This is a genomic window from Flavobacterium sp. Leaf82, from assembly GCF_001422725.1.
Classification (GTDB): domain Bacteria; phylum Bacteroidota; class Bacteroidia; order Flavobacteriales; family Flavobacteriaceae; genus Flavobacterium.
This window is the reverse complement of sequence record NZ_LMMA01000012.1, coordinates 1-24,095: the sequence shown is the minus strand read 5'-3', so window position 1 is coordinate 24,095 and position 24,095 is coordinate 1. Positions and strand designations below refer to the sequence as shown.

The following is a 24,095-nucleotide window of genomic DNA, read 5'->3' as shown; positions in this document are numbered from 1 at the left end:
AAGAGCAGTAAAGATATTAAATATAAGTAAATTCTTTCAAAATAAATATGTTTTTCTCTAATAATATACTCTTTATTTAAATAAATTATAAGTAATCCCAATAAAAAAAGCAGGTTTATATACTTCATCATATTTAATTTCAGTATCTGATTCATTTGAGAAATCATATTCTCCTGAACTATTTAATAAGTTGGCAGTATTTAATTTTTTTACTTTATTAAATGAAACACCTGACGTAATCACCAAACGATTTAATTCAGTTATAAAGGCACTTAAACCAAAATAAAATCCAGCGTTTGCATTATCATTTATACTTAAACCTACTGAAATTCCGGCATCTAGACTACCTTTAAAATTATAATAGGCATGAAGTAAACCACCTAGCGAATGTTTTAATGTATTTGAATTAGATTCCTCAACTCCAGTTTTTGAATTACTATCTGTTTCGATTTTTTTTCTAAGTGTATAATTATCATCAGATATGAAATTTAAAAAATATCCTGCACTACCGTTTACTTTCCAATTTCCATAAGTACTCACTTCAATCTCGCTATATTTATACATTACTTTTCCTTTGCTGTTTTTTAACTCTGGCGTAAATTTAGCACCGTCATCGTACACATTTTTTGAGATAATGGTAGATTGAAACTTACTTGTAATAATCTCATCATAAAGGTCAATTCCTGCTTGAGCCTCAATAATCATTTTATCCTTATTTTCAGGTTGCATTAATTTGTCATTAATTGCTTTTGCTTTTGTCATTTCCTCTTCAAACAAATACTTACTCTCAAAATTAGCAGTGATTTTATCAAATTTTAATACATTATTACCGTCTTTCAATTCTCCTGAAAGTTTTAGCACATTATTTGCATACAATTTGTTCAATTGTTGATATATAGAAACCAAGCTTAAATAAGATGTTTGAAGATTGGTTAATTCTTCCGTTATTTTCGATTTTTGTTGTAAATGCTCGGTATTTATACCATAAACTGAATAGTAACTTGATTTACTTCTTTCTTTAAAATTCAATATATCGCTTATAAATATACTGTCTCTATTTATCTGTTTTACAAGGGTACTTTTTAAGGTTGTGTACTTATCAATATTCAAGAAATGCTTTTGGAAATTAGTAAACTCCTCTTTAAATTTTTGTGATTCAACGACAATATTAAATATTGAATCATATTGTCTTTTAAGCTTTTCATTATCTTTCGTGAGCTTATTAATCATTTCATCTAATTCTGCCAATTTGGATTTTAATTTGAATATTTCATTTTCTAATTCTTCTATTCTTTGTCTATCAATATCATTGCTCCCATCTGTAATCATTTTCAATTCTAAAGCTTTAACTAGATTGTTATTCTCAGAAATTTTATTTGAGTACCAAATTTTTCTATCTAGAATATCCTCAATTACTTCACTTTTACCACTCTCACCACTTTTTAACTTCCTAGATGTATCCACTTTAGTCTCTGGTATTTTAATCTCCGAAAAACCTTTTGTGCTAAAATCAAAATTTATAGGTACATAAGTTGAATACGTGCTCATTAAAAAAGTATTTACTCCAGAAACATCAACACATACAGGAGTTCCAAATTTTACTTGATTTATAGTATTTGATAATTTTGGTCCGTCAGCCGTTAAGCAATTTATTTGTTTTTGCCCATAAGATGTTATCACAAAAAACAATGTCAGTATTAAAGTAATTTTAGTTTTCATAATTTCTATATTTTTGGTTTACCTACTCTAATTCCCATTTTCGGCTAACTGGTTGATTATTAAACCAAAATTCGAAATTACAGCGCATAAAAAAATCCCTACAAATGGGGATTTTTTGATTAAGAAACTATTTGATTAATTTACAACTACGTGATTCAAAGTATGATGAAGTTAAAAATCATACTTGCGTTCTACTGCAAAACGTATTAAGTCGGTTTTGCCATAGAGATTCATTTTTTTGAGGATATTTTTGCGATGCGTGTCTACAGTACTTTTGCTTATAAAAAGTACATCGGCAATTTCGTTAGATGTTTTTCCTTCGCCAATAAGTCTCAGGATTGCTTTCTCACGATTGCTTAAAAGAATGTTTTCCTTCGTTAATTCGTCTTTGACGACAATTGCATCGTCAAAAAAAGTTTCGTTGCTTATAACGGCTCTAATCGCTTCAATTAATTTCCTGAGCGGAGAATTTTTCATAATATATCCGGACGCTCCCGCTTCTTTCATTTGCTGAATAGCTTCGGTCTGATCAAACATGCTAAAAGCAATTATCTTGATCTCCGGAAATTCATTCTTTATAATTTTAGTGGCACAAATTCCGTCACATTTTGGCATTCGGATATCTGTAATAACAATCTGTGGTCTTTTTTTACGAACCAATTGTATCAGCTCTTCCCCATCGTTGGCCTCACCTACAACGGCGATATCATCTTCAAATTCTAAAGAAAGTTTGATGCCGTCTATAAGCGACTGATGATCTTCGGCAATGATTATTGTTATCATAATGGCAAGTCTATAATGATGGTCGTTCCTTTGGTCAAAATTGAATCTATGGTAAATGTTCCGCCCATCTGTTCTACTTTTTTCTCCATATTTTTGAGTCCAATTCCGGATTTACTAACCACAGTTTTCGGGTCAAATCCTTTACCGTTATCCTCAATAATGATATTGATTTCTTTTGATGTGCCCTGGGTTAAATAAATATTGACTTCGGTTGCTTCTGAATGTTTTATAATGTTGGTGCACAGTTCCTGAATCATTCGGAATAAAGCAACTTCTATCGTATTTTCTAACCTTTCTGTAAGTTCAAACGGAATAACATTTATGGCTAAATGCTCTAAAACGCTCATTTTCTCCGCCATTTTATTAACTGCAACCAGCAATCCTTCGCTGCCAATAATGCCTAAATTTTTAAGATGGGCAATATTCCGTACTTTTTGATATGCCTCTTCTAATAAAGCGTCGGTTTTATCATAAAGCTTATTTTCTTGCTGATTTGCTACTTCGTTGTGGCGTTTCAGATTTTGGAAATTTAACTTCAGTGTTGCCAGCATACTGCCTAAATTATCATGCAATTCGTTGGCGATATTTTGTCGTTCTTTTTCCTGACTTTCAAGCATTAAATCAATATCGTTAAGCTCTTGGTCTTTAAGTATTTTTTCTGTTTTTTGTATCTCGATAAGTTTTTCCTGTTCAGCAATTTTTTTCTTTTTTGCAATATTCTTATAAACCAATATACTGATTAACAAAACAATAATTAAAACACTTATCATCAAATACAAAACAATCTTGTTTTTTTTGATGTTTGTTTTTAATTCCAGATTTTCAAGTTCTTTTTCCTTGGTTTTATATTTAGTATCAAAATTATTAATGGCAATATTTTGCTGTTCAGTATTTAACGAATCATGGTATTTATTTGAAATTTCTAAGTGATATAGCGCCTTGTCCAGGTTTTTTGCATCCTTGTAATTTAAATAAAGAAAGTTATTGATGTTTTCTTTATTCACTTTATTGTATTCGATTAGCTTTATTTTATCTGCCTGAAGTAATAAATCAATCGCTTTTTGATACTGATGAAGCTGCGAATAATTAGAAGCCTGATTCATCAAATTATAACAGATATAATTGGGATTTGGTGTTTTTTCCTGATGCAAAAGCAAATTATCCTTCCGGAGATAATACAAACTGGAATCTGGTTTGTATAGAACATCGCTAAAAAGTACTGCAAGATTATTATATATCTTACTTTCAAGCTTTTTATCTTTTACCTTTTTGTTTAGAACTATTGCTTTTCTAAAATAATCCAGACTCTCTTTGGCTTCTTTGCTGTTGATTTTTAAAGAAGCTAATTGAACATATCCTTTAAGAATTTTAGAATCATTTTTGGTTGAAAAAGCATAATCCATATATTCTTTGAGATAGAATTGGTGCTTTTGCGTATTGTCTTTGTAACTAACTAATAATGAAGCAATATTTAAATTAATTTCCATTGCTTTTTCTACAACATTAGCTTTTAAATATTGTTTTTTAGCTATTAAATAATTTTCAATCGCTTTTACATCATTGTTTTCTTTACTATAACTTTTTGCTGTCAGAAAATAATAATAACCCAAATCTTCCGGTAAAAAAGCAGTTGTGTTTAATACAGAAAGTTGCTTTAAAGCTTCTTTTGATTTGCCTTCTGCAATAGAATTTTCAATAGAACTCAAAACTTTATTTTGTCCCACACAAATGCTCACCATACAAAGTAAAGTGAGCAAAATGCCAAAAGTTGTATGTAATGAATTTTTATGCACCTTCACGGATTGTTCCTCTTCCGGTTGTATTAGGATCAGCTTTAGGGACTAAAATAAGCTCATATATTTCTTGAGGAGTTTTTTGCAAATCTCCATTTTCATGATGAAAAGCAACATTTATAGATTTATGAAAATTAATTGACTGAAATTTTTCATCATTTAAATCAATAATAAATGATTCATAATAACCATTCGCTTTTAAAGGTTCTCCCAAAAGATCCTTAAAATGAATTACAATTTTATTTTCTTTACTATCCGAAAGATTATAAATCTCATAAATCCCATAAAAATTGTTTCTCGGAAGTGGCGGTATTACTACAGCTATAACTGCTTTTTTACCTTCTAAAAGAGTACCTCTTACATCATAATAGTCCATAATTTTGTTTTTTAAGTTAATAATAATCAAATCTATGCAATTATTAAAAGAAAAAAATACCTACAAATGGGTATATTTAAGGGAGTGGTTTAAAAACCTAAAAACAGGAATCATTTTACTTAAAGTTATCTGTTCTAAAGTTTAGAAATTAATTAATACTAAAAACACTTTGAATAAGAAGATTTATTAAATCATTTTTCAAAACAATAAAAAATAAACATTAATAATTTAAAGTAAATTCTTTCAAAAATAATAATTTTAAATATTATTTCCAGAATCTGAAAAAAGATTATTTATCATAACTAATTGAAAATTAATTAACTGTAAAAACATTCGAATTGTTAATAAAAATTGTGAATAAAATTTTGATAACTATATTCGTTGCATAACTTTGTTACTATGAAAATCGAAACTTACATAGCACAGTTATTGTATCGTTATCAGTGTGTAACGGTTCCAGGGTTTGGAGCATTTTTAACCGAAATTCACTCGGCTCAGCTTAATGAAAGCACAAATTCGTTTTTTCCACCCAAGAAAATGATCTCTTTTAATAGCCATTTGAAAAACAATGACGGGCTATTGGCAAATCATATCGCTAACGGAGAAAAAACATCTTACGGCTTTGCTGTAAGTGCCATTGCTTTTGAAATTCAGAATTGGAAACAAATCTTAGATGAAAATGGCACAATAAGCCTAAAAAATATTGGTGAAATTCGTTTAAATTCTGAGAAAAATATAATCTTCACACCAAACGATCAAACTAATTTCCTAACAAGTTCTTTCGGATTAAGTCCGTTTGTTTCACCACTTGTGAAAAAAGAGAATTTTGAGAAAAAAATCAAGGAAATTGAAGAAAGAGAACCTATTGCCTTATTTGAAGAAGAAGGAAGATCTTCGAATTCATTCTTGAAATATGCTGCAATTTTTGTTTTAGGATTAGGAATTACAGGAAGTATAGGATATCCGTTGTATCAAAATCAAATAGCTACAAAAACACTTATTGTTGAAAGTGCTGTTCAGAAAAAAGTACAAAACAAGATTCAGGAAGCTACATTCCTGATCCAAAATCCGTTACCGGCCGTAACACTTTCTGTCGATTCAGCAAAAGTAGAAGCTGCTGAAGAAAAAGCGATGCCTTATCATATTATGGCAGGAGCATTTAGAAGTGAGCAAAATGCACGTAAAGCTTACAATCAATTGATTAAAGATGGTTTTAAAGCAAGAATGCTAGGCGAAAACAAGCATGGTTTATTTCCGGTTTTATACGGAAGTTATGCTACAATGGCTGAAGCCGAAAAAGCACAAAAAGAAATTCAAAAAGGTGAAAATCCAGATGCCTGGATTCTAATTGAATCACTATAATATCAAAATCCTAATCCTTAACGATTAGGATTTTTTTTGTCTTATTTTGTCTTTAAAAAACCCTTATCTGACCTGCTTTCTATAATCGTAAATCTATTTTTGTTCTACACTTTTAAAGAACAAAAAATGAAATACACCCTAAAATTATTTCTTGTATTAGTACTTATTCTAAATTCGAATGTTTTTACTGCCCAGACAATATTAACTACTGAAAAAGCTCAGGAAATTGCACAGAAAAAAGCAGATAAAGAAGCACAAAAAGCAACAGATGATTATCGAAAAAAGCTTAGCGACGAACAAGCGACTTTAAAAAAAGAACAAAAAAAGCTCGACAAACATCAAAAGGATCTGAAAAATTCTGAAAATGATATTGCAGCTACCAACAAGAAAATCGATAAATTAGAATCAAATAAGCAAAAGCTGGAATCAAAGATAAACTCCAGTTCGATTTCTCAGGAAGATCTTCAAAAACAACAGATTAAATTAAAAGAGCAAGATCTTGATATTCAAAAACTGAAACTAAAAAAGATAGAACAGCAAAAAAAACTGGATAAAGTTAAAGCTGAAAATTAAAACTAAAAAAGCCTATTTGCAGACACAAATAGGCTTTTTTGTTTAACGTGGAACAATTTTCGCATCCTGATTAAGAATTTCTTTTCCGCTTTGAGTAATAATTAATCTGGCGGGAGGTGCATCTTTTTCACCCAAAACTATGATATCACAATCATAAACATAGTTTCCTTTTTTAAATTCTATGTGATGATTTCCTCCGCTTCCATCCTGAATCCATTTTCCGTTAGTGATAATCAAATCAGGCTTTTCGGTCATTTTTTGTTTGATTGACCATGAAGCATATCGATAACTATTATTCCCTAAATCATCAATTCTGATTCTGAATTTTGAAGTTTCCAGAATATAAACCGGTTCTTTAAATTTAGCAATAGACGAATGTACTTTCGTTTTGTCGCTCTTAATCAGTTTGTTTTTCAAATCTTCTTCATATTTTGATTGATGATTTATAGTTATCAAACGACCATCTTCATCGATCCAAATACTGCCCTGATTTAGCATAATTCCGCGCCAACCCACTTGTGACCAATCTTTTGCAGGATTTGATTTGATAATTTCATTTTTTAAATCGGCATCAAAAATCTGATCGTAACGCTTTACAAAATCAGCTTTATTCTTAACAGCCGGAATTGGAGAATCTCTGTTTAAAGGATAACGAATAATATTTGCTACAGCCTCTTTTTTATTATTTTTTACGTTCTCTATAAACGTTTTAATAAATTTTTGATATTCCGGTTTTAAATCCTGCCCAACTGCATTGTGAACAGAAAAAACAAGTAATGCAATGTATATCAGCTTTTTCATATTTCTATTTTACATAATGTTTATATAGTTTACTCTCAAATTTCATCACAAAGATTCAGGAACAAAATTTCAAATTCCGCGCCAAAAAATCTAAAATCTAAAATCTAAAATCTAAAATCTAAAATCTAAAATCTAAAATCTAAAATATAAAATCAATTTATACTGGCTTTGAACATTTTAAGTTCATCCCAGGTAAATTCATCTCCGTGTTTTTCTTTCAAACCATTCAGAGATTCTTCCTGATAAAACTGAAAAGCTTCACGAAGCGCCAGAATTTTATCATATGGCAAAACATCTGAAATCTCTACTTTTTTAGCCTGGATAAGCTTAACCAAATGCATTTCGATAGTTTGCACTGTTAATTTACGAATTCTTGCAATATCCTGAACAGAATTTTTTTCAAGCCATAAATCATGCGTTTCTTCTATCGTAGTTTTCTTGGCAGTCTTTGGTTCATTTTTATCCAGTTTTCTTGCTGTATAACGCACCACAGGCTCATCAGATTTAAAAATATCAGTATTCGAAATATTCAATTCCTCGCGAATCTTCGCAACTTTGTCTAATTTGTAGTTTTTAATGGCCGTAGACGACAATTTCTCTTTACAAATGGTTTCGCCTGCAACGACAATTTCAATTAGCAATTTGGCCTTCATTAAGCGCAAAACAGCTTTAGTTTGCAAATCATCTAAAAAAGCAAGTTCTTCATAGAACTCTTTTACTTTTTTAAATTTCTGAATTTCTGCCATTTTATTCAAAAGATCCGTCACCAATTTATCCATTGGCTTGAAAAAATAGTCATATGCTGCCACTACTCTTTCCTGGACAAAGAAAAGATCGACAGTTTCTTTATTGAAAATTTTATTAAGCTGATGCACGAATTTTTGTGCAGGATCTGCCAGCGAATCAATTATTTCTAAACGTTTATGAGCCCAGGCAGAGTGCTTTGATTTTTCAGAAGCTACTGCATTTTCGTTATAACTAAAACGATGATTACGCCATTCTTGTGCTAAATCTGCCCAATTAAAACTGTTAATCAAATAGTTATGAATAAAGTTTTTAGTTTCAAAATGCAATGAATGTTTCAATACGTCTTCGGTCGCTTTGTTCAAAGCATAATCCATGACATCCTGATCGTTCGAAATACCATTCATTTGTAACGGAGAAAGCAAAATAAGCCCATTTAAGGACGTTAAACGTGACAATGCAACATATGCTTGTCCGGGTAAAAAAACTTGCGATACATCGAGCGCAGCTTTCTCAAAAGTTAATCCCTGACTTTTATGAACTGTAATTGCCCACGCTAGTTTAAGCGGATAATGCGCAAATGTGCCCAAAACTTCTTCTTCAACTTCCTTTGTGAGGTCGTTCACTTTGTATCGGATATTTTTCCATTCGTACTTTTCAACTTCGATGGTTTTATCTTCTTCGGGAAAATGTATGAATATTTCTTCTGGCGAAAGCGATTTTACAACCCCCATTTTTCCGTTAAAATAACGCTTATCAAAAGACAAATCATTTTTGACAAACATAACCTGGGCACCAATTTTGAGTTTCAGATTTTCTTCGACCGGAAAAATTTTCTCCGGAAAATCCCCCACAATAAACGGTTGATAAGCAAATTCGTTTCCGGCTAAATCCCCTATTGCCTGTTCGTTAATCGAATCGGCTTTGGCATTATGCGTTGTAAGAGTGATATATCCGGGATTATTTTTTAAATCAAAATCAGGTTTCACATATTCGTTTAAAACCTGAATATCCTGAGGTGTAATCTGATTGTTTCTCAGGTTATTTAAAACCGAAATAAAAGTATCATCAGACTGACGGTAAATCTTTGACAATTCGATATATAAAGGCGGATGCTGCTGTATAACGTGCGAATGAAAAAAGAATTTCCCTTTGTAATAATTGCGTAAAGTTCGCCATTCTTCGTCCCTGATTACAGGCGGAAGCTGCAATAAATCGCCAATAAAAAGCACCTGAACTCCACCAAAAGGACGTGAATTTTTACGAACCGTTTGCATCATAAAATCGATAGCATCCAGTAAATCAGCGCGAAGCATACTGACTTCATCAATAATCAAAAGCTCCATGTTTCTGATCACATTACGCTTTACATTGTTCATTTTAAAATGTCGGCGCAACGTTTCTTTATTCTCAAATTTCACCGTTTCTGTAAACTGAGAAGCTTCTTCATAAGACGGAATAAAGGCAGAAAATGGCAACTGAAACATGGAGTGAATCGTTACTCCGCCGGCATTTAGCGCCGCAATTCCGGTTGGCGCTACAACTACTGTATTTTTATGGGTTGTAGCAATGATTTCGCGTAAAAGCGTAGTTTTTCCTGTTCCTGCTTTACCAGTCAGGAAGATCGATTTTTGCGTTTGATTGATGAATTGTAAGGTGTAAGCAGCTGCTTCTGTAACGTTTTGCATTGGGCTTGTATTGAAAAACTAAAATTATCGCATTTTTATAAAAGAAAAAACCTAAATCTTTACAGACTTAGGTTTTTAATTTAGTTATTTAGTTTGGTATTATTTTTTAACAGCTTCTCCTTCTTTTACTGCAGGTTTATCATCCGTTTTTGGCTCAGATTTATACTTGTCGTTCAAAGCTTTAATGATATCTTTTGTAATATCATATTTCTCTTCAGCATATAAAATTGAGGCCGCATCACCAGTACCATAAATATAAGAATAACCGTTTTTCTTACCGTAATCTTTGATGAATTTCTTCACTCCACTTACTAGAGAATCCATTTCAACACCACTTTCTTGTTGCAATTGTTGAGACAAAGCTTGTTGAGCATAACCCAATTGTTGTTCTCTTTTTTGCAATTCAGCACCTCTTTGTTGAGCCCAAGCCTGTCCGTTTGCTTGTGCCTGACTTTGAAAATTAGCAGCGTCTTGTTTAAAACGTGTAATCTCAGCTTGTAGTTGTCTTCCTTTTTCTTCGGCCTGAGCTTTGTATTTAGCTTCAAGGTCTTTTGCTTCAGTGTACTCTTTCATTAAAACTGAAGTATCTACGTAAGCTGTTTTTACTTCCTTAACTTCTGCGGTTTTATTACATGAAACGGCGAAAATTGAAAGTGCGATAATTACTAATGCTTTTTTCATTTTTTGAATTTCTATTTTTTTAATGTATTGAAGACAAAAATATAAAAAAATAAATAGCATCAACATAAAGTTTAAAAAATGCTCTAATTTTATGATTGTTTTTATTTATCGAAAGAATTATGTCAATAATTCAACACTATTAAAAACGTCTTTCATAGCTTTTATTAGAAACACTTTCTCAAAAAAGAGATAATGAGTCCTCACTTGAGCTAAAAAACCACCAGAAACACGCCCATTTTACGTTTTAGTCCTTTTTTTAAGCCTAAAAGAATCTTGTACATCGATTTTTTCAAATTGATGCTTTTAAAAATTTATAACACCAGAAAATGTCGAAAAAAATCATTTTGTCTTTTGAAATTTTAAAAAACAAAAAATTGAATTAACAACATTTTTAAAAATGCTCAATTTCGAAAAAAATTAGAATACAATTTTCGAAAAAAAATAAAATTCATAAAAATTTTCTTCTTCATGATTTCAAAATTTGAAAACAGAAAAATTCAGCCTTAAAATATCAAAAAATGTGCGTTTTTATGGTATTGTTTTTATTTATGGAACCATCTTAAAGCATAAAAAAACACTATCAAAAGTGGCTTTCATAGCTTTTATTAGAAAGATGATCTCAAAAAAGACATAATTACTCCTCACTTATAGTGAGAAAACGCCAGAAACACGCTTATTTTGCGTTTTACTTGTTTTTTAAGACATAAATGTGCGATGAATACTCTTTTGTACTTCCCGCTTTTAAATTTGACTTTAAACCAACAAAAAATGCATTGATATAATTCATTTTTCCTGTTTTGTATTTTTCAGATAAAAGGCTCACATAAAAAGAATCAAATTTCATCGGAAGCACTTTTTCTAATTTCATATCGACTTTTTCAAAAAGCAATTGAATGGCTTTTTTTGAGAAATGCCAAAAATGAATTGGCACATCATAAGCTGCCCAAAAAGTTTGATAATGTTTCGCGTCGTAAGATTTAAAATTTGGAACCGCAACAATTAATGTTCCAGTTGGTTTTAGTAAACGCTTTAATTCCTGTATTTGTAATTCTAAATTTGGAACGTGTTCTAAAACGTGCCACATTGTAATTACGTCAAATGAATTATTTTCAAGATCACTAATTTCGTTTACAAAAGAAATCCCTTTTTGTATCGCTATATTTTTTGCTCTTTCGCTTGGTTCAACTCCAACAGTTTTCCAACCGTCATTTTTTGCCGTTAATAAAAAATCTCCGGTTCCGGCACCTATGTCTAAAATTCTACCTTTTTGAGATTGCTCGCCGTTGATTAAATTCAATTTATTTTTTAGCGCAATATTTTTCACAAAGTGATATGCTTTTTCAAATAACGAACGTTTGTTATCCGTATGCGAAATATAATCTTCGCTTTCGTAATATCTTCCCAAATTTTGCAAATCAGGTTGTGGAGAAGTAATCAACATATCTAAAGTTTCATCATAATACAATTCGAAAACTTCTTTAGATACAGAGTGGTCTTTTACAGTAAGAAAATGTTTTTTGTTTAAAACGTCCATTTTTTAAATTATAGGTATTTGGTTTAATTTCACAGAAACCCCAAAAGTAAAAAATACTTTTAGGGTTTTCTTATTTTTAGTTTATCGGTGCCAACTAATTTTTACAGCCGACATTTTTTCATTCTCAATTCTAATTTCTTTACAAATCGCAAATCCGTTTTTGATGTAAAAATCCATTGGAGATTTATAAAACTCTTTATTTTGTTTTACTTCATTATCCTGATCGATAACCCAACCATTCAAACTCTTGTTGTGTTTTTTAATTTCATTTATTAAAACAGAACCATTCCCTTTTCCTTGTTCTTTACTATTTAAAATTATAGCAAACCAATTTTCATTATCTCTTAAAAAGGTAAATGACCAACCCACAATTATATCTGAATCATCAAGCAATAAATAATGTTTTGTATTGGAAAGTCCATTCAAATACAAATCAAAATCTGCAATAGCTTTTAAATATAATCTCGCAGGATATTCATTATTCCACAGTTCACGCAAAACTTCTTTTTGTTCTTCAGATAGAACTTTGACTTCGACAATTTTCATATCGGCAAAATATTAGATAAATAGTTTCACGTGGAACAATTCAATTATTTTCAATTATTCAGATTTCTATTGTAACGGCGAACAGAAATACGTTTATTAAAATAGTTTCCATTTGAAATATACTACACGTTAGATGCACTGCTGTGCATCTCTACAAAACACAAAATACAAAATACAAAATCGTAAATTCGTTTCACGTGGAACAATTCAATAAAACAGTCTCAGCATTCAGAATCCAGTAATCACTGAAAACTAAAAACTGAGACTGAATACTTTTTTATCTTCCCATATAAATCAATAAAACCGAAATATCACTTGGTGATACTCCGCTTATTCTTGAAGCTTGCGAAATTGTTACAGGACGAATCTTGCTCAATTTTTGTTTCGCTTCAATTGACATTGATTTAATTTTATTATAATCGAAATTTTCCGGAATTTTCACTTCTTCTAAACGAGTTAGTTTATCAGCGTTATTTCTTTCCTTTTCGATATACCCGGAATATTTAACCTGGATTTCGGCTTGTTCTAAAATTTCCTGATCAACATCGTTTGCTTCAACATATTCTTTTACTTTTTCAAATTTCATCATGTCCTCCAAATCAATTTGCGGACGTGAAAAAACTTTAAACATTTTATCACCTTGCGTAATTGGAGCAGTTTCTTTTGCTACCAAAATTGGATTTGTTTCAGCAACCGAAACACTTGTTTCTTTAAAGAACGCAACCATCTTTTCAGACTCATTTAATTTCTTTTCCATTCGGCGTAAACGAGCTTCAGAAGCAAGACCAATTTCATAAGACATTGGCGTTAATCTAAAATCGGCATTATCCTGACGCAACAAAGTTCTATACTCTGCTCTTGAAGTAAACATACGATATGGTTCTTCCGTTCCTTTCGTAATCAAGTCGTCAATCAAAACTCCAATATAGGCTTCGTCACGTTTTAAAATTAATGGCGCTTTTTCATGCACTTTTAAATGCGCATTTATTCCGGCCATCAAACCTTGAGATGCTGCTTCTTCATATCCTGTTGTTCCGTTAATTTGTCCGGCAAAATATAAACCTTCAACTAACTTCGTTTCCAAAGTATGTTTCAATTGTGTTGGTGGGAAATAATCATATTCGATTGCATAACCCGGACGAAAGAATTTCACTTTCTCAAATCCCGCAACAGAACTCAAAGCTTTAAACTGAATATCTTCCGGAAGCGAAGTCGAAAATCCGTTTACATAAACTTCACAAGTATTCCAACCTTCCGGCTCAACGAATAATTGATGACGCTCTTTATCAGCAAAACGATTAATCTTATCTTCTATCGAAGGACAATATCTTGGACCAAGACTTTTGATTCTTCCGTTGAACATTGGCGAACGATCAAAACCTTCTCTTAAAATATCATGAACATCCAATGACGTGTATGTCATGTGACAAGATCTTTGATGCGTTAACGGAACGGTTAAATCCGAATAAGAAAACTTATCCGGTTTCGCATCACCTTTTTCTTCGTTCATTTTAGAATAATCCAAAGAACGCCCATCAACTCGTGGCGGCGTTCCTGTTTTCATTCTTCCGGCTTCGAATCCGGCTTTCACTAAATCTTCGGTAATTCCGGTTGCAGCACTTTCACCTGCTCTTCCTCCTCCAAATTGTTTTTCTCCAATATGAATCAAACCATTCAAAAAAGTTCCGTTTGTCAACACAACAGATTTCGATCGAATCTCTACTCCTAGCGAAGTTCTGATCCCTTTTATTTTTCCGTTCTCTATAATCAAACCTTTTACCATCTCTTGGTAGAAATCAAGATTTGGAGTTCCTTCCAACATCATCCTCCATTCTTCAGCAAAACGCATTCGATCACTTTGAACTCTTGGAGACCACATTGCAGGTCCTTTCGATTTGTTCAACATCTTAAATTGAATTGCCGTGCGGTCGGAAACAATTCCTGAATATCCACCAAGCGCATCAATCTCACGCACAATTTGTCCTTTTGCAATTCCTCCCATCGCTGGGTTGCAAGACATTTGTGCAATGTTTTGCAGGCTCATCGTAACCAATAAAGTTTTCGATCCCAAATTTGCGGCCGCTGCCGCGGCTTCAGATCCAGCATGACCTGCACCAACTACAATAACATCGTATTCTTCTAAAAACATTTTGTTTTATTATTCTCTGCAAACCGTTTAAGGCGATTCTCAGAATTACTTTTTTAACTCATTTGTTCCACGTGGAACGGCGCTAACGCGCAAAACCAAAACTCTTCAAGTTCTAAACACACATTCTAGAAACATCAAATACATCCTAGACCACAAAAAACTGTTCCACGTGGAACAGACTAAACCATTTTATTTTAAAAGCTTTTCAATAAAATTTCAAAACAAATTTCATGTTCCACGTGAAACACTCTTGCTTATTCCAGAATCAACTTACTCAATAAACTTATGTTTCACGTGAAACATTTAAAAATTAAAATATCAAAACATAAAAATTAAATCGTTCCACGTGAAACAAATTTACATTTACTTTCAAAACAAAATACTAAACGTTTCACGTGGAACACTTGTCTTGTTTTAAACCTCATGCTTTATTATGTTTCACGTGGAACATAATTATTATCAAAATTGAAAGAGTGGTTTAATTACTGTTCCACGTGAAACATTGCGATTTTTTCATCTTCTTTTGAACGCATAAGTTCAGCATCTTTATCACTCTTGTCTTTATATCCACAATAATGTAATATACCATGAGCAAGAACACGCTTCAATTCTTCGGTAAAAGAAGCATTAAAATCTTTAGCATTATCTTCTACTCTTTCAACAGAAACAAATATATCTCCGTTTAGTTCGTTACCAACTGTATAATCAAAACTGATAATATCTGTAAGTGTATCGTGATTTAGATATTCAACATTTATCTTATGAAGATAATCATCATCACAAAAAATATAGTTTATCTCTCCTTCGTTTTTATTTTCAGAAACTATTACAGCACTTAACCAATCAGCAAAGGCTTGTTCGTTGTCTAAAGTAAATTCGGTTTCGTAATTAAAATTGATCATTTTGTATTAAAATATTCTTGAACCTTTTGATTAAAATTCGAGCGCAAAGGTAGTGATTGTCTGTTTAATATTTCTACACTGTTTAAATAATCCAATAACGAGCTTGGTAATGCATTCGTTCTATTTGAGAATTCAGCTTTATTAGTTTCAGATTGACGCTTTGTATCTTGCCCTTGTTGTTGAACTGCATTGTTTAATTTTAATAATTCTTGCTGAATATTAAGTATACGTTGCAAATTCTCATTCTTAAAACCTTTATTTAAAAGTTGCTTTTCTGAAGCTTTCATTTGATCAATTACAGATTTGCCCTGAGAATCTAAACCTTGTTTTGCTAACTCCTTTTGTAATGCTTCACGAAGTTTTACTTGCTCTTTGTATATTTCCATAATAGCTTCTGCATCTCCTTCTCCATCATCACCATCTTTCCCATCATTACCCTTGCCTTCTTTTTTCTCTCCTTTACCATCTTTTCCCTGACCACTTTTACCTTGTCCGTCTTTTCCTTGTCCGTCTTTTCCTTGTCCTTGCTTACCTTCACCAGATTTACCTTGTTGACCTTCGCCTGGTTTATCTCCAGGTTTCTCACCCGGCTTATCTCCGGGTTTCATTCCTTCTTTCATTTTATCAGCTAAACCTTTTTGCTTTTGTATAATATCTGGTAATTGCATTCCTTGTCCATCGCCCGGTTTTGGTTTTCCTGATCCTGGTTTAGACATAGACATTTGCATGTTATTTAATAAATCACTTAAAAAATCAGCTAGTTTATTAGCAGATGAAACTGCATATTGTTGGTGCGAAACTCCTTTAGGAACCTGAACATCGCTTAAAGTTTCAATCGCTTTATCTATATTGTATTGTACATTTCCTATTTCTTTGGTTACATCTTCGGCAACTTTTGGATTACGAAGAGACAATGCAAACAAACTATCATCAACATGTTTAAACTGTTGTTTTAAATTCTGCTGGACTTTTATATTTTTTGTAAAAGCAGAAGAACCTAGTTTCATCGTTTTAAATTGTTTCATCATATCTTCCTGAGATAAAGAATATGCTAATAGATTATCTAAAACCTGACGAAGCATTGCAACATCTTCTTCTAACTGTTCTTGTTCTCCACCTTCCATACTTGAATCCATTTGTTCAGCCATACTCTTCATTTTCTTAGCTGCACTTTTTTGCTTTGGCTTAGCCGAAGATGAATTCTTTTTACTTAATTCTTCAGAAGCTTTCTTTAAATCATCTTTCAAATCTTTCTCTTTCGAAGCATCTGACGGAATATCCAAAGGAGCTTTTAAGGTTTTATTTTCTTCTTTCAGATCTTTTAAATCATCCTGAATTTTATCAAAAGCTTTATTAATATCTTCCTGTTTGTTCTGAGTATTTTCTTTTTCTTTATTCGAAAGTTGTTCTTGTTGGTCTGCTAACTTCTTTAATTTATCTGCAACTTGTTCTGCTTTTTTAGATACATAAAAACGTTTGGTAAGTTCAACTAATTGTTCCAGATTACGAGATTGGTTCTTGCTGATTTGTTTGAACTTTTCCATCTTATCAAACAAATCTTCACTGTTCAATTTATCATTTAAGTTCTTCAATTCATCCATTAACTTCTGATTCTTTTCTAAATCTTTCTCGGCATTATCTAAACGCTTTTGTAAATCATCAGCAGTTTTGTCTTTCTTTTCAGATTGAAATTTATCCAGATTCTTATTCATTTTCTCAGCAAATTGTTTCATCAACTCGTCTTGTTGTTTCTGACGTTTGATAAAATCATTTACTTTTTGCTGATCTTTAAATTCTAAATTATCTTTCTCTTTTCCTGATTTCTGAATCTTATCCATTTCAGAAAATTGCTTTTCCTGATTTTTTAAAGACTTCGATAAACTATTTATATTCTGATTTTGTTGTTGTAATTCTAAATCATGCACTTCATCTGTAGTAGAAACGCGATCAGAAAAAACAGAAGACTTTGTACTCTTAAAACCATGAGGCGCATCATTATCAAAAACTTCAAAATAGTATTCATAAGATACTCCTTCCTGCACAGCAAGATTACTTGGAAAGTTAAAAACAAACTGATCAAATACTCCAGCTTTCACCGGAATGGTTCCACGCTTTGCAGTGTTTGGTTTGTTGCGTTCGTAATAAACAACTTGTAATTTAGATAAACCATAGTCATCTCCTAACCTACCCAAAACATAATTTTTATCTAACTTTAAACTATCCGGAGCAGGAGAAACTGTAATAGTTGGATGCTGATCTTTGATAACTGACAGCTGATAATCCAGTTTTTCGTAGTTTTTCACCTTATTATTCGAAGTAAGGATTTGATATTCTGTATTTTGACTGATATTTTTAGCCAATTTAAACTCGTTTTCGGCCTTATTGAACTTAAAAGTTGCTTTATCATCCTTCCAAACAATCTCCTGAGTCGATTGCGTATTCATTTTCCAAGTCACCAAAGTTCCTTCTGGTACAATTGCATTTCCAGTTCCTTGAATAGTTTCTGATTTCTTTTTTAGATAAGATGGAAAATTTAGAACCATTTCGAAGTTGGCAATTGATGGAACTGTAATTACTTTCAATTCATATTCTTCAGATGAAACTGAATTTCCTTCGAAAGAAAACTCCACATTCGAAACTGGTTTTTCAATCTTGAATTCAAACTTTCCAGGTTGAGATGATTCCATAAAATAACTTTCGTTACCAATATGAATCATGACATTTTCCGGAACAACATTCCCAACCGATTCCATTTTGATAACGAAATCTTTGTTTTGTTCTGTTTGCAAATTCTGATTTAGAACCACAAATTTAAAAGGTGCCGGTGGTAAAAATGTAGCATTAAAATGTACTACTCTATTTAAACTTTGAGAAATGACATTGCTATTTCCCGAAATATAAAACACCGCAAAAAGCAAAATTGGAATGATTGCTAATGGCAAATACTTTCTATTGTTTTTAAAATTGATAGCATTCCCAAAAGGAATTGGTTGCAATGAATTTGCTTTTTGTTCTATTGAAGCCAACATCAACTCTGAACTTTCTGTCGAATTCTCAGAGGCAGACAATTGTAAAAAGTTCGTTAATTTATCACTTACTTCTGTAAAATGATTTCCGATAATAGTCGAAGCCTGATTATAATCGATTCCTTTTTGAAGTTTGAACAACTTAAAAATTGGAAATAAAATAAAACGAAACAATAGAAAAACTTCTACACTTATAAATATCCAGAATAATAATGTTCTTCCTAATGGTTTTAACCAAAGAAAATATTCGATAAAAAGCGTAAACAGAAAATACAATAATCCAAAACCAATAAAAAGAAGTGATCCTTTTATCAATTCATTCGTATAATATTTCTTTATAAATGCCTCTAGCTTTTGATATATTGCAGATGTTGTTTTCAATGTGAATCTGTTTTATTTATAACCCATAAAAGTAGTAATTATAAGTATAAGTTTGAAAGTCAAAAGTCGAAAGTCAAAAGTTCCAATCTTAACGCAAAAGCTTTCAGACTTTCGACTTTTGACTTTTGACGAATGTTGTATCTTTGCAACAAAATTTAAACAAATGTCAAAGCAAGTTCGTGTGCGTTTTGCACCAAGTCCAACAGGACCTTTACATATTGGCGGAGTTCGTACTGCCCTATTTAATTATTTATTTGCCAAAAAAAACAATGGTGTTTTTTATTTAAGAATTGAAGACACAGATCAGACTCGTTTTGTTCCTGGTGCCGAAGCTTATATTATGGAAGCACTGGAATGGTTAGGAATTTCTCCTGAAGAAACTGTTGGGAAAAATGAAAAATTTGGTCCGTACAGACAAAGTGATCGTAAAGAATTATACCAAACTTATGCTGATCAATTGATCAATTCTGGTTGGGCATATTATGCTTTTGATACTCCGGAAGCTCTTGATGCTTTAAGAAAAGAACAAGAAGCAGAAGGAAAAACATTTATTTACAATCACACCATTCGTGAAAAGTTAGATACTTCTCTAGTAGTTTCTGCTGAAGAAGTTGAGAAAAGAATTGCAAATGGAGAACATTATGTGATACGTTTTAAAACTCCGGTTGATGAAACTTTACATTTAAAAGATATAATACGTGGCGATGTAAAATTCGAAACCAGTTTACTTGATGATAAAGTATTGTTTAAAAGTGACGGAATGCCAACATACCATTTAGCCAATATTGTTGATGATCATTTGATGGAAACTTCACATGTAATTCGTGGTGAAGAATGGTTGCCATCGATGCCTCTTCACGTTTTATTATACAGAGCTTTTGGTTGGGATGCTCCGGAATTTGCACATTTACCTTTGATTCTAAAACCTGTTGGTAACGGAAAATTATCTAAAAGAGATGGTGATAAATTAGGATTTCCTGTGTTTCCACTTGAATGGAAAACTGAAGAAGGCATTTCATCAGGTTACAGAGAGAAAGGATTTTTCCCGGAAGCAGTTATAAACTTCCTTGCTTTACTAGGTTGGAATGATGGAACTGATAAAGAATTATTTTCATTAGAAGAATTAGTAGAGTCTTTTGACCTGAACAGAGTTCATAAATCTGGAGCAAAATTTGATCCTGAGAAAAACAAATGGTTCAATCACCAATATTTAATCAAACAAAATAATGAAGATTTGGCTAAAAGCTTCTCTCCTATTTTGGTAGAAAAAGGCTTCTCGACTCCGCTCGAAGTGACAACAAAAATCGTATCATTAGTAAAAGAACGTGCTCATTTTGTATCAGAATTTTGGGATTTGACAGATTTCTTTTTCCAGGCTCCAACATCATATGATGAAAAAGCAAGCAAAAACTGGAAAGAAGAAACACCGGCTTTAATGCAGGAATTGATTTCTACTCTTGAATATATTGATGGTTTTGATTCAGCAAATATTGAAGCAATCGTAAAAGACTGGTTGACTAAAAACGAAATCGGGATGGGAAAAGTTATGCAGTCTTTCCGTCTAAGTTTGGTTGGAGCTTTGAAAGGTCCTCACCTATTTGACATTGTTGAAATCATAGGAAAAGAAGAAACTATTTCAAGAATTCAGAAAGCAATTGCTACTTTATAATCTCATATTTTTACCATTAAGATATTAAGTTCATAAAGCTAGACTTAATTTTCTTAATCTCTGAATGCTAAAAAGAAAAAAAACTAATTTTTATAAACGCTAAGACACATTGATAAAATGTTCTTAGCGTTTTTTTTACGCTTTAAAAAATTGAAATTGGCAGAATATTCGTAATTTACCAGATCATAAAAACTAAATCAATATCATTATGGGTACAGCACTTATTATCCTTTTAGTCTTAGGATTTTTTATTTTAATGTCTTCCTTTTTTACTGTAAAACAACAATCATCAGTAATTATAGAAAGATTTGGAAAATTTCACAGCGTGAGAAATTCAGGATTACAATTAAAAATTCCGGTAGTTGACAGATTGGACGGACGTGTAAATCTAAAAATTCAACAACTTGATGTTATCATCGAAACCAAAACCAAAGACAACGTTTTTATCAAAATGAAAGTTTCGGTTCAGTTTAAAGTAATTCAGGAAAAAGTATACGATGCTTTTTATAAACTAGAATATCCGCACGATCAAATTACGGCTTATGTATTTGATGTGGTTCGTGCCGAAGTTCCTAAACTAAAATTGGATGATGTTTTTGAAAGAAAAGATGATATTGCCATTGCAGTAAAAAGAGAATTGAATGAAGCAATGACAACTTACGGATATGATATTATTAATACTTTGGTAACTGATATTGATCCGGACATTCAGGTAAAAAATGCCATGAACAGAATTAATGCTGCCGACAGAGAAAAAACTGCTGCTGAATTTGAAGCTGAAAGTTCAAGAATCAGAATCGTTGCAAAAGCAAAAGCCGAAGCAGAAAGTAAACGTTTGCAAGGTCAAGGTATTGCAGATCAACGTCGTGAAATTGCAAGAGGACTTGTAGAAAGTGTCGAAGTTTTGAATAATGTTGGTATTAATTCTCAAGAAGCTTCTGCCCTAATTGTAGTAACTCAACATTATGATACATTGCAAGCGATTGGTGCTGATGCAAATTCTAATTTAATTTTGTTGCCAAACTCTCCTCAAGCCGGAAGTGATATGCTAAATAATATGGTTGCATCGTTTACAGCATCGAACCAGGTTGGTGAAATGATGAAGAAAAACAATAAAAAAGTGGTTAAACCAAAACCAATTCAGCCACAATCTGGTTATGAAGATGACATTCTACCAGAAACTGAACAATAATATAAAATAAAAAAGAGGCTTAATTGCCTCTTTTTTTATTGATAAACCAATTGATTACATAGGGTAAAATTGATTGTAAAATTTGCGAATATGAAGTTGCAAAATAATCTTTGAATGAAGAAAAAACTCCACTAACAATATTTTCCGGTGTAATTGATTCCTTAGTTTTTTGAAAACTTAAAACCAATTTTTGATAATTAATCTCTTTCTCCAGTTTTAAAATCTCCAGATCTCTTTCGATCTCTGCATAAGATGCGTATTTTTTATTTTCCATAATTAGTCATTAAAAAATATTTCTGAAAATTTCTCTAAAATGGGACCTTCAACAACTTTATCTTTTAAGAAAAAAAGTAAAATTGTAAACACTAAATAGATCCCTCCTACTGCTAAAAATCCTAATGCATTACTTTCAAATAAAGATCCAAAAGCATATGCTGCAGCAAAAGATCCAAAAATCATAACCATACTAAAACACAATAAAATCAAAGTAAACTTAAAAATTAAAGTTGTTGATTTCATAGCAACTTTAAAACCCCAAAGTTTATAATAAGCCAAATGACTGTCCAGATAAACTTTAGCCTGATCTTGTATCTTTTCAGTATTTTCTTTTAATTCTTCAAAAGCCATAATTATAATTTTAATTAAAAAAAGAAGCACAAAACTCATGATTCAATAATTGATTATCGGTTATTCTAAAATTGAAATAGCCCAAACAATTATCAAAATCACTTTAAGTTTTGTGCTTCGTGTATTATTATTTTTGAAGTTTAGCGTTCTGAGCTTTTAAATCAGCTAATTTAGATTCTAAAAAACCTATTACTTCTTCTGTTTTAAAACTCATATTCGAGAGTAATTCACCATATGTTCCGTCAAGGTTTTCTTTTGCACGAGCAAATTTTTCACGTAACACTTCAGAACTGGCTGAAATTGAATCTTGTAAATTATGTGATGCATCATCTAAACCTTCTTTTAATTTAGCACGGGTTTTTGATCCTTTATCCGGAGCAAATAAAATTCCGATCGCTGCTCCTACTGCAGCACCAGCTAAAATCGCTGCAACTGTATTTAAGTTTTTTGACATAATGTTAAATTTAATGATTACTAAAGGTACTCTTTTTTTGAATTATAAAATATTTGTTAATTGTAATTTAATAAAAATTAACACTAAATTTAATACACATATGCTACAGCTTCATACTTTCCGTCCGCTTTTTCTACAATACTTACAAACGGATAACCATTAGAAGCAGATTCAGTTTTGATTCTCATAGCGGTTTGGTTTTTATTTGCTATTGGCGGTTCTCCTTTTGTCTTTGTCGAGACTCCTGAAAAATTAGCAACTTGTTTTAAACCTATTGTCTTTTCCTGAGATAAAACAGTTACGAATTTATAGTCTGATTTTGAATCTACTATTACTTTATCAGTAACTTTTTGAGTTTTACTGGATTGTTTGTTGGTGATTTTTGAAACTGCGTATTTGCTAATTTTATGTTCTTCGGTATTTCCATTCAAAGAATAATAAACCAAATCATTTTCTAGTTTAATAAAATTAACATCCAGTTCTTCACCATTGTGTTTGGTAATTTGGTGAGTTTGAGAAATTGCAATGCTGGTAAATAAAATTGATAGCGTAAAAAATAAAATTTTCATAATATTAAAATATAAGGATTAAAATTGTTTCTGTCAAAACACAAGACAAAATTTTAAATAACCCATAAAACTAATTTCATGAAATTTTTAAATTATGAAATATCCCCTGAAAAATACTTTTACATCATAAGTATTATCAAATACAATCACAATTAGAATTGACCATAAAATCAATTTTCAGAATTCAGATTAGAATTCAATCTAAAACAAAAAATATAAATTTTAAAATTCTAGAAAAACTCAGATTCGATTCTCAAGTGTATTTTTTGAAATATGACACTTTTGATTTGACCTTGGATAAAAATACCAACTTTATAAACAATTGTATGTTAACAACCCGTTAAACTAAGAAAAATAAGGTCTAAAACTTAAATAAAGCTTAAAAATCAACAATAATATAAAATATGAGTAATCACATGGAAGAAATAAAAAAATAGCTTAAAATCAATTTATGAATGCCGTTTTTAATCAAAAACATCTATTTAAATTTAAATAACCATAGTTTAAATAAATAATAGTAATAATT

General features: G+C 31.4%; 20 protein-coding genes. 4 read left to right on the top strand and 16 right to left on the bottom strand.

Annotation, left to right across the window (positions count from 1 at the left end):
- Positions 1-72: 72 nt before the first annotated feature.
- The 4 genes from ASF10_RS08745 to ASF10_RS08730 form a co-directional block, all read right to left on the bottom strand.
- Entirely contained in the window at positions 73-1,719 is a 1,647-nt protein-coding gene (locus ASF10_RS08745; RefSeq protein ID WP_056247758.1) for a hypothetical protein, read from the bottom strand.
- Positions 1,720-1,890: 171 nt separating this feature from the next.
- On the bottom strand, positions 1,891-2,502 hold the full coding sequence (locus ASF10_RS08740; protein ID WP_056247756.1) for a response regulator transcription factor: 612 nt from the start codon (positions 2,500-2,502) through the stop codon (positions 1,891-1,893).
- Positions 2,499-4,208 (bottom strand): sensor histidine kinase, encoded by a 1,710-nt coding sequence (locus tag ASF10_RS08735; protein ID WP_206743359.1) that lies wholly within the window; start codon positions 4,206-4,208, stop codon positions 2,499-2,501. The genes ASF10_RS08740 and ASF10_RS08735 overlap by 4 nt, the downstream gene beginning before the upstream one ends.
- A gap of 79 nt (positions 4,209-4,287) precedes the next feature.
- Entirely contained in the window at positions 4,288-4,671 is a 384-nt protein-coding gene (locus ASF10_RS08730) for a hypothetical protein (RefSeq protein WP_056247752.1), read from the bottom strand.
- Between the two features lie 399 nt (positions 4,672-5,070).
- Here ASF10_RS08730 and ASF10_RS08725 point away from each other — a divergent pair, with 399 nt between their 5' ends.
- Together ASF10_RS08725 and ASF10_RS08720 are read left to right on the top strand one after the other, a co-directional pair.
- A complete protein-coding gene (locus tag ASF10_RS08725) occupies positions 5,071-6,033 on the top strand; it encodes an SPOR domain-containing protein (protein WP_056247750.1) in 963 nt (320 codons plus the stop codon).
- Between the two features lie 126 nt (positions 6,034-6,159).
- Positions 6,160-6,606: a hypothetical protein gene (locus tag ASF10_RS08720; protein ID WP_056247748.1), complete on the top strand. Its 447-nt coding sequence runs from the start codon at positions 6,160-6,162 to the stop codon at positions 6,604-6,606.
- Positions 6,607-6,648: 42 nt separating this feature from the next.
- Here the strand turns inward: ASF10_RS08720 and ASF10_RS08715 are convergent, their stop codons facing one another.
- From ASF10_RS08715 to ASF10_RS08680, 8 genes are all read right to left on the bottom strand, one after another.
- Entirely contained in the window at positions 6,649-7,407 is a 759-nt protein-coding gene (locus ASF10_RS08715; RefSeq protein WP_056247746.1) for a hypothetical protein, read from the bottom strand.
- Positions 7,408-7,559: 152 nt separating this feature from the next.
- The gene (locus tag ASF10_RS08710; RefSeq protein ID WP_056247744.1) at positions 7,560-9,839 is read right to left on the bottom strand and encodes a helix-turn-helix domain-containing protein; all 2,280 of its coding nucleotides are present in this window, start codon (positions 9,837-9,839) and stop codon (positions 7,560-7,562) included.
- Between the two features lie 99 nt (positions 9,840-9,938).
- Positions 9,939-10,520 carry an OmpH family outer membrane protein gene (locus ASF10_RS08705; protein WP_056247742.1) on the bottom strand — a complete coding sequence of 194 codons (582 nt, stop codon included), beginning with the start codon at positions 10,518-10,520 and terminating at the stop codon, positions 9,939-9,941.
- A gap of 685 nt (positions 10,521-11,205) precedes the next feature.
- Complete coding sequence (locus tag ASF10_RS08700) at positions 11,206-12,054, bottom strand: class I SAM-dependent methyltransferase (protein ID WP_056247740.1); 849 nt, start codon at positions 12,052-12,054, stop codon at positions 11,206-11,208.
- An 81-nt stretch (positions 12,055-12,135) separates the two neighbouring features.
- Positions 12,136-12,600, bottom strand: coding sequence for a hypothetical protein (locus ASF10_RS08695; protein ID WP_056247739.1), 465 nt, complete (start codon positions 12,598-12,600; stop codon positions 12,136-12,138).
- A 277-nt stretch (positions 12,601-12,877) separates the two neighbouring features.
- On the bottom strand, positions 12,878-14,749 hold the full coding sequence (mnmG, locus tag ASF10_RS08690; RefSeq protein ID WP_056247737.1) for a tRNA uridine-5-carboxymethylaminomethyl(34) synthesis enzyme MnmG: 1,872 nt from the start codon (positions 14,747-14,749) through the stop codon (positions 12,878-12,880).
- Between the two features lie 482 nt (positions 14,750-15,231).
- The gene (gene ybeY / locus ASF10_RS08685) at positions 15,232-15,651 is read right to left on the bottom strand and encodes an rRNA maturation RNase YbeY (protein ID WP_056247735.1); all 420 of its coding nucleotides are present in this window, start codon (positions 15,649-15,651) and stop codon (positions 15,232-15,234) included.
- Complete coding sequence (locus tag ASF10_RS08680) at positions 15,648-19,058, bottom strand: O-antigen polymerase (RefSeq protein ID WP_056247732.1); 3,411 nt, start codon at positions 19,056-19,058, stop codon at positions 15,648-15,650. Before ASF10_RS08680 ends, ybeY begins: the two co-directional genes overlap by 4 nt.
- 163 nt (positions 19,059-19,221) lie before the next feature.
- Between ASF10_RS08680 and gltX the strand changes: the two genes are divergently transcribed.
- Together gltX and ASF10_RS08670 are read left to right on the top strand one after the other, a co-directional pair.
- Positions 19,222-20,727, top strand: coding sequence for a glutamate--tRNA ligase (gene gltX / locus ASF10_RS08675; protein ID WP_056247731.1), 1,506 nt, complete (start codon positions 19,222-19,224; stop codon positions 20,725-20,727).
- Positions 20,728-20,935: 208 nt separating this feature from the next.
- Positions 20,936-21,919, top strand: coding sequence for an SPFH domain-containing protein (locus ASF10_RS08670; protein WP_056247729.1), 984 nt, complete (start codon positions 20,936-20,938; stop codon positions 21,917-21,919).
- Between the two features lie 19 nt (positions 21,920-21,938).
- Here ASF10_RS08670 and ASF10_RS08665 read toward each other — a convergent pair whose 3' ends face one another.
- From ASF10_RS08665 to ASF10_RS08650, 4 genes are all read right to left on the bottom strand, one after another.
- A complete protein-coding gene (locus ASF10_RS08665; RefSeq protein WP_056247728.1) occupies positions 21,939-22,193 on the bottom strand; it encodes a DUF6327 family protein in 255 nt (84 codons plus the stop codon).
- A 2-nt stretch (positions 22,194-22,195) separates the two neighbouring features.
- On the bottom strand, positions 22,196-22,546 hold the full coding sequence (locus ASF10_RS08660; protein WP_056247727.1) for a hypothetical protein: 351 nt from the start codon (positions 22,544-22,546) through the stop codon (positions 22,196-22,198).
- A gap of 127 nt (positions 22,547-22,673) precedes the next feature.
- Entirely contained in the window at positions 22,674-23,000 is a 327-nt protein-coding gene (locus tag ASF10_RS08655; protein ID WP_056247725.1) for a YtxH domain-containing protein, read from the bottom strand.
- Positions 23,001-23,089: 89 nt separating this feature from the next.
- Positions 23,090-23,569 carry a hypothetical protein gene (locus tag ASF10_RS08650; RefSeq protein ID WP_056247723.1) on the bottom strand — a complete coding sequence of 160 codons (480 nt, stop codon included), beginning with the start codon at positions 23,567-23,569 and terminating at the stop codon, positions 23,090-23,092.
- Between the last annotated feature and the right edge of the window lie 526 nt (positions 23,570-24,095).